Annotated in this window: 5 protein-coding genes; 4 read left to right on the plus strand and 1 reads right to left on the minus strand. The window is 64.5% G+C overall.

Annotated features, from left to right (window positions below):
• Positions 1-199: 199 nt before the first annotated feature.
• Both gspD and HY726_00210 read left to right on the plus strand, forming a co-directional pair.
• Positions 200-2278 carry a type II secretion system secretin GspD gene (gene gspD / locus HY726_00205; GenBank protein ID MBI4607413.1) on the plus strand — a complete coding sequence of 693 codons (2079 nt, stop codon included), beginning with the start codon at positions 200-202 and terminating at the stop codon, positions 2276-2278.
• A gap of 17 nt (positions 2279-2295) precedes the next feature.
• The gene (locus tag HY726_00210; GenBank protein MBI4607414.1) at positions 2296-2913 is read left to right on the plus strand and encodes a hypothetical protein; all 618 of its coding nucleotides are present in this window, start codon (positions 2296-2298) and stop codon (positions 2911-2913) included.
• A 125-nt stretch (positions 2914-3038) separates the two neighbouring features.
• Here the strand turns inward: HY726_00210 and HY726_00215 are convergent, their stop codons facing one another.
• A complete protein-coding gene (locus HY726_00215) occupies positions 3039-3743 on the minus strand; it encodes a glycosyltransferase family 2 protein (GenBank protein ID MBI4607415.1) in 705 nt (234 codons plus the stop codon).
• A gap of 481 nt (positions 3744-4224) precedes the next feature.
• On the opposite strand from HY726_00215, the gene HY726_00220 reads away from it, so the two are divergent.
• Positions 4225-5208 (plus strand): hypothetical protein, encoded by a 984-nt coding sequence (locus tag HY726_00220; protein MBI4607416.1) that lies wholly within the window; start codon positions 4225-4227, stop codon positions 5206-5208.
• A 17-nt stretch (positions 5209-5225) separates the two neighbouring features.
• Positions 5226-7510: choice-of-anchor D domain-containing protein (locus HY726_00225; protein MBI4607417.1), on the plus strand; the 2285-nt coding region annotated here is incomplete at its 3' end.

Here is a 7510-nt window from a genome sequence, read left to right on the forward strand (position 1 = left end):
CCTCTGGGTTCTGAGCCTGTTGGCCGGGACCCCCGGGTGCGCGGTCATACGGAAGCTTGGTCCCGCGCCCAAGGCGGTCGGGGCCGAAGTGCCGGCGACGGCGAGTGAGCGAGCGTCGCGCCCGAGCGCGTCATCGCCGGCGCCGGTCGCCGAACGTGCCCCTGCCGCACCCCAGCCGCCTGGAGCCTCGGGCTCGCCGATGCCCGCCCCGGCCCAACAGGCGGAGTCACAAGATCCCATCTCGATCTTCAAGAAGCTGCTCGGCGAGCAAGCCGCGTCCCCGCCGCCGGGAGTTCCGGCGACGCCCCCACCTGCCGCGGCGCCCAGGCCACCGGCCCCCGACGCCATGGACATCACGCTCAACTTGCAGAACGCGGACCTGCTGACGGTACTCCAGATGCTTGCCCGGCGGCTGGACCTCCACTACGTGGTGGAGCCCACGGTGCCGGGCGGCCGCGTGACCATCCAGATCAGCGGCAAGTTCACCAAGGCCGAGCTGTTCAGCGTCCTGCTGACGATCCTGGACATGAACAACCTGATGATGGTCAAGAGCGGCCCGCTGTATCGGGTCGCCCCCGTCGTCGAGGCGCGCCAACGCCCCATTGACGTCCTCGCCCCGGCCGATCCCACGGCGGTCCCGCCGGAGGATCGTCCCGCCCTGCTGATCGTCTCGCTCCAGTACCTGGCGGCCAGCTCGGTGGAGCCCGTGGTGCGCCCGCTGATTTCGAAGGCGGCCCTGCTCCAGGCCGTCCCGGGCACCAACGCGCTCTTGCTGGTGGACCTCGCCTCGAACGCCCGTCGCCTCTTCGAGCTGATCCAGCTCCTCGACACCCCGGCCTTTGAGCGCTATCAGGTTAAGCTCTACCCGATCCGCCACGCGAACCCGGAGGATCTCGCGCGGGAGCTGGAGGAGCTGTTCGCCCAGCTCGGCTACGGCAAAACAAAAGAGGTACTCAAGTTTCTCCCGATGACCAGGCTGGGCTCGATCCTCGTCATCAACGGCTTTCCGCAACTTCGAGCGCAAATTGAGCGCTGGCTGGAGGCCCTGGACCAGCAGACAACAGGGGATGAGTCGGTCTTCGTCTACTACGTGGAGAACGGAAAGGCGTCCAACATCGCGCGGGTTCTGACCGAGCTTTACCAACGGGCCCCCGGGCCTCCTGGCGTTCCGGCGTTCCCGGGGCTCCCGACCCCGCCTGCGCCACCGCCTCCGGGACCGCCGGCCTTGGTCCCGCCGGTGCCGCCGCGGCTGGCGCCGCCTCCGCCGGGCGTACCGCCGAGGCCTCCCGTGCCTGCGGTCCAGCTGCCCGGCGCGCCGCCCCCTCCGCTCCGGGTGATCGCGGATGAGGAGACGAATGCCCTGATCATCGTCACCAACCCCCGCTTCTACCCCACGGTGCTGGAGACGATCAAGAAGCTGGACATCGTGAAGCGTCAGGTGGTAGTCGAGACGCTGATCGCCGACATCAGCCTCGACGACTTCACCCGGTTCGGCTTGGAGTATTCGATCCGTACCACGGGGAAAGTTCGTATCGGCGCCAGAGAGTTCGACTTCGGTGGGGTCGGCGTAAACCTCGGCACAGTGATAGCGCCACCGGGAGCAGCGGGCCTCGCTGCGGTTGTCACTGCCCGGGATACGTTGGCCGCGCTCCTTCAGGCGCTGAGCGAGAGCAACCGCGTTCGGGTCCTCGCGAGCCCTCACGTCCTCGCCGCGGATAACAAGCCTGCGGTGATCCAGGTCGGCTCCTCCACCCCGATCCTGACCAGCACGACCTCCACCGCGCAGACAACCGGCGGATTGCAAAACATCACCCAGACCATCCAATATCGGGACACAGGGGTCATCCTCCGGGTTACTGCACACATCAATGACAAGCGCAACGTGGTCATGGATATCTCCCAGGAGGTCAGCACCGCGACCCCGGTCAAGATTGGAGGCACCGACACCTTCGAGTTCCCGATCCGCAAGGCCGAGACCTCAGTGGCCGTGGGTGACGGCCAGACGGTCCTGATCGGGGGCCTGATCCAGGAGCAGCGCGACAATATCGAGTCGGGGGTTCCCCTGTTGTCAAAGATTCCGCTGCTGGGCTACCTGTTCCGCTCGACGACGCTCCGAACGCAACGGCGGGAACTCATCATCCTCATCACGCCGCGGGTGATTGCGAATGAAGACGAGGGACGGGTCGTGACGGAGAGCTACATCGAGCGGGTGAAGCTCCTTCAGGAGGAGATTCGGCGAGCCCGGATGCGCCCGAACGGCGCGCCGGTGAAACCGTAGAGGAGCCGGAGATGCGCATGAGGATTTCGGTTCGGTATCGGCGGGCTATCGCCCTCGGCCTGGTGATCCTGGCCGGATCGCTTTGGAGCGATACGGCGTTCGCTCAGCGGCAGGCTACCTCCGGCGAGGGCGTGATCTCTCAGGGGAACCTCTTCAGCCCGGAGCGGCGGCCGTGGACCCCGCCCCCACCACCGCCCCCTGCCAAGCCCGAGCCGCCGCCCGCTCCGAAGCCCGAGCCGCCCCCCCAGTTCGTCGTCTACGGCGTGCTGATCATGGGCACCGACCGGATCGCCCTCCTGAAGGAACCCAAGCTGACGGCCGGAAAGGTTCAGGAAATCGTTCTGGGCGCGCAGGTCGGCCCGTACCGCCTCGCCCGCGTCGAGGCCGATCGCGTGGTGCTGGAAAAGGACGGGAGCTCCCTGACCGTGGCGGTGGATGACCCGGCCCGGCCCAAGGGCCAGGTCATTGCGCTCCCAGGACGTGCGCCTCAGGTACCGATGCCCCAACCTCCCGCTGCTCCACCCAGCGCGTCCCCGTCCGGGCCCGAACCGTCCGCCGCGGAAACGCTCACCGATGCTCTTTCAAAGTTCCGCCAGCGTCTCGGGCTTCCACAGCCCACACCTCACAGCCAGTAAAACGGTAATCTCGCGAGATCGCGCTTCCCGCAGCCTCGCGAGAGGCGGCGCATTGTTGCGAGGCGCGGGGTCTCGTCCACCACCTCGGGCAAGACTCGCATCGGTCCGGCGTCGCCGGCGGCCGCTTAGTCGAAGAGCCGGTAGCGGACGAGGTGGAAGAGAGCCGCCAGGCCGTCGCGCCACGTAATCTTCTTCCCCTCCTCGTAGGTCCGACCGTGGTACCGGATGGGGACCTCGTAGACCCGGCAGCCCAGCTTGGCCACCTTGACGGTGATCTCGGGCTCAAAGCCGAAGCGGTCAGACCTGAGGGTGATCCGCCGGAGCACGTCGGCCCGGAAGACCTTGTAACCCACCTCCATGTCTGAGAGGTTCAGCCCCGTCAGGACGTTGGCGAGCAGGGTGAGGACGCGATTGCCCACGTAGTGCCAGAAGTAGAGCACGCGATGCGGGCCGCCGTGGAACCGGTTGCCGAACACGACGTCCGCCCTCTCTTCAAGGATAGGCTCCAGCAGGAGCGCGTAATCCTTCGGGTCGTACTCGAGGTCGGCGTCCTGGATCAAGATGATCTCGCCCCTGGCGTGGCCCACGCCGGTCCGGATGGCCGCGCCCTTCCCGCGGTTCACCTCGTGGGACACCACCCGGATGTTGTCCCCGCCCTCAGCAGCGACCTTTTCCAGCAGCTGAAGGGTCCCATCCGTCGAGGCGTCATCAACCACGATGAGCTCCTTGGGGAGATCGAGTTGCGCCTTGTGCGCCCGCTCGATAATCTCGGCAATCGTTCGAGCCTCGTTATAGACAGGTACGATGATGGAGAGCGTCGGCGTTGTCACGTGTAAGTCTCCCGCACCCCGACTTATCGCCCCACCTTAACGTACCACGGACACTTCCCCGCGCGCATCCCGTCCCGCGACTTCCCTTCCGTAGCTCGACGCCCTTCGTCAGGGGTCCACGTGCCCTTCCCACGCCAGGGGCGAGAATAGGCCCTTGACTGCTCAAATGGATCGACTTATAAGGTTGACGCCTTGATTTTTGCTCAGAGCCCCATCGGGCCGGATCCGACGGACGAGCCACTTGCGCGAGGCCTCCGGGCCATGAGTGACCTTTTGCGCCCGGGGCTTTGCGTTGTGAACGGAATACAGCCAAGTTGGCTCGACTGGGAACCGCGGAGGAACGCCACTGTAACCCATCGATCTGAAGGCAAACCTCGAAGGGAGATGTATTGAAATGGCGGGCATCGTATCCAGAGCGGCCTTGAGAGCCGGGCAAAATCCACCCCCTTGGCGCCTGAGGGCCCGGTATGGCTACCGCTCGTTGCCGCGACGGCTCAAGCTGGTCCTCGTTGCCGGACTCTTCGTCCTTGCAGCCTCTCCCACCTTCTACTCCGCCTCTGCCTGGGCCCAGAATAGTGCGCGGCAGCGGCAGATCGAGGCTCGACCGATCCCCGGGCCTGCCAGGGCGCTTCCGACGCCGCGTGTCCATGCCGTAAAGCCCAGCCCCTCTCACTCCAACCGGGTGTACAGCGCGACGCCCCGGGGCCTCTTCGTCAGCGATGACGGGGGACAGGCGTGGGTTCCCTTGCCAGTCGCCTCGACTCATGAGGAGGTCTTCAGCCTGGCGGTGCACCCGGCGGACCCTGGCGCAGTGTTAGTGGGTCGGCGCGACGGCCTCTGGCACACCCGTGACGGGGGCGGATCCTGGGCCCCGCTGGGCTATCCCACGCCTGGGCCTTACATTCCCCTGGCGATCGCGCTGAGCGCGAGCCAGCCCAACGTCATCTACATGGCGACTGCCCGCCAGGGGGTCTTCAAGAGCGCCGACGGAGGCTCTAGCTGGACGAGTGCAAGTACGGGACTTCCGGAAGCCGCGGCTGGGGGAAGACCCGAGGAACTCCGCACCCTGGTTGTTCATCCCCGGAACCCTGACGTGGCCTACATCGCCCACGAGCTGCACGGGGTCTACCGAACTACCGACGGGGGTGCGAGCTGGCAGCCATTCAACCAGGGCCTGGGGCTTCCTCTCTGGCAGGCCATCTACCCCCCGCGACTCGCCTTCGACCCTGACGATCCCGGCCGGCTCTACCTCGTGTTCGGTCAGCGAATCCATTCCCATCTGATCAAAAACCGGCTTTCTGTCACTTCTGATGCGGGGGAGTGGCTCCCGGTAGAGGTGGAGCTTCCCGCGAACACCCGCTTCGTGGGGCTGAGTGTTGACCCGCGCAGGCGGGCGCTACACTTCTGGGCTCAGGACGCCGTGTGGGAGCTTCCTCTCCCCGGCACGTCCCGGCAACGCCCGTAAGCGCCTGGGGCAAATCCATGAGGCGCGCCGCATTCCTTCTGCTTTGCTGGGCCTGGGCTGTAGGGCTGTCAGCCTTCCCTCCGGCGGCCGCCGATGCCGATGTCGGCAACATCGCTATCGTTGAGACGGACCCCACGATCCTCCAGCCGGGCGAACTGTTTGACCTGAACGGCAAGACGCTCACCTTCACGCCGAAAACAGGTGGGGGTTACACGGTCAGCGTGGGGACCCTCAACTTTGACACGCGGCTCGGGAGCAACCTAAACCTCGCGCTCGACGACAGTCGGTCCCAGGTGCTGAACTTCACGTTCTCGTTCTTCGGGGTGAACCGCACCAGCGTGTTCATCAATACCAGCGGAAACCTTACCTTCGGCTCGAGCTCCACACTGTTCCACTTCAACGTGGGCGGTGGCGTGAACTCGCTAGGGACCGACGTGTCGGCCATTCTCGACCTCATTGGAGCGAGCCCGGCGAGAATTGCGGTCTTGTGGCAGGACTGGAATCCCGCCGCGGCTGGCGGGGTCTTCGCCAACTCACTATCGGACCGGCTCATCGTGACCTGGAATGGTGTGCCCTTCTTCGGCACTAGCACGACAGCCACCTTCCAGGCGGTTCTGTTCAACACGGGTGTCATCCAGATGAGTTATCAGGCCGTGACTACAACGCCAGGCGGCGGTTATCTTGTGGGGATCTCCCCGGGCGCACTAAGCGAATTCTTCGTCACCACGATTGATTTTAGCCAAGGGTCCGCATCTTCTATCTCAGCGCTCCCGAATTTCGAGCCCTTGGTGCAGGTGTTCGGGAGCAGTTCCAGCCCTCTGGTTCATATTTCGGCAGTTGCGCGCCGGTTCTATCAGACTCATAGCGATCAATTCGACCAGTTTGTGATGTTTGCCAATTTTACGAATGCGCTAGGCAATGCCTTTGCGTTCGAGCTCACGACTCGACAAACAGTATCCGGGATCGGTCTCAGCCTTTCCATCGGTCTCAGCCTTTCCGACAACTCGTCTTTCTTCGGGAGCCAAGGCACGCTGCAGAGCTTTCTTAACATGAACCAGCTTGGGGTGTACCCTGACGATTTGACGTGTCTCCAGGATCCAAGGTGCCGCATCCCCGGTAACAACGACTCCGTACTGACACTCATGGGACAGGAATCTGGGCACCAGTGGCTCGCCTTTGTCAAGTTCGATGATGCCGGCGTGTGCAGCGACATGCTTCTGGGACGCCAACTCGCCCACTGGAGTTTTTTCCACGACACCGATGCCTCGGACATGGAGGGGAACAAGTGGCAGGACAACGGGGACGGCACTTTTACGACGATCGATGATACCATTCGCTTTAGCGCGCTCGATCAGTACATCATGGGTTTGCGGTCTGCTTCCGACGTCCCCGACTTCTTTTTCATTGAGAACCCAGCCGGAACAACAAAAACCCGCAGCAGCTCCCCCCAAACAGGGGTAACCGTATCAGGCACGAGGAAGAATGTCACGATCAGTCAGATAGCCACAACGGCGTGCGCCAACCAGGGTCCGCGGTCACCGAGCAGCGGCTTTTCTGGCGTCAATTCGACTACGACCTGGAAGCAGGCATTTGTCCTGTTGATTCGGGGCGGCACCACCGCTCCCCAGGCCGACATCACCAAGATCGATACCATCCGGTCCGCGTGGGTGCCTTACTTCAATACCGCTACCGGCGGGCGCGGCTCTGTTGACACGACCTTACCGAACCCTGTCCTCTCCGTGACCCCGAGTTCACTAGACTTTGGTAGCGTCAGAGTGGGAAACTCGGCGGACAAAACCTTCACCGTGCAAAACACGGGCGCCGGAACCCTATCCGGGACCGCCGCTACCTCTGCGCCATTCAGCATCGTGTCCGGTGGCTCCTTCAGCCTGGCTGCTGGAGCGAGCCAGACGGTGGTGGTGCGATTCACCCCGACCAAGGGAGGGAGCTTAGCGGGGACTGTCACCTTCACGTCCAATGGGGGCAACGCCTCGCCAGTCGTGACGGGCATCGCGGCAGCCTCCAGCTCAGGCACTGACTTCGATAGCGACACAAAGGCCGACATTGCGGTCTACCGGTCCTCGACCGGGGAGTGGTTCATCTTGCGCTCGGGCAGCACCTCGCTCCAGCAGCAGCAGTGGGGCGGGCCGGGCGACACCCCGGTGCCCGGCGACTTCGATGGGGACGGGAAGGCCGACATTGCGGTCTACCGCCCCTCGACGGGGGAGTGGTTCATCTTGCGTTCGGGCAGCACCTCGCTCCAGCAGCAGCAGTGGGGCGGGCCCGGCGACACCCCGGTGCC

It is taken from the genome of Candidatus Rokuibacteriota bacterium, from assembly GCA_016209385.1.
In the GTDB taxonomy this organism is placed as follows: domain Bacteria; phylum Methylomirabilota; class Methylomirabilia; order Rokubacteriales; family CSP1-6; genus JACQWB01.

Excerpts from the sequence above, each read along its gene's own strand:
- gspD (MBI4607413.1), top strand. The coding sequence starts at position 200 with ATGCCCGCCCCGGCCCAACAGGCGGAGTCACAAGATCCCATCTCGATC.
- HY726_00210 (MBI4607414.1), top strand. The coding sequence starts at position 2,296 with ATGAGGATTTCGGTTCGGTATCGGCGGGCTATCGCCCTCGGCCTGGTG.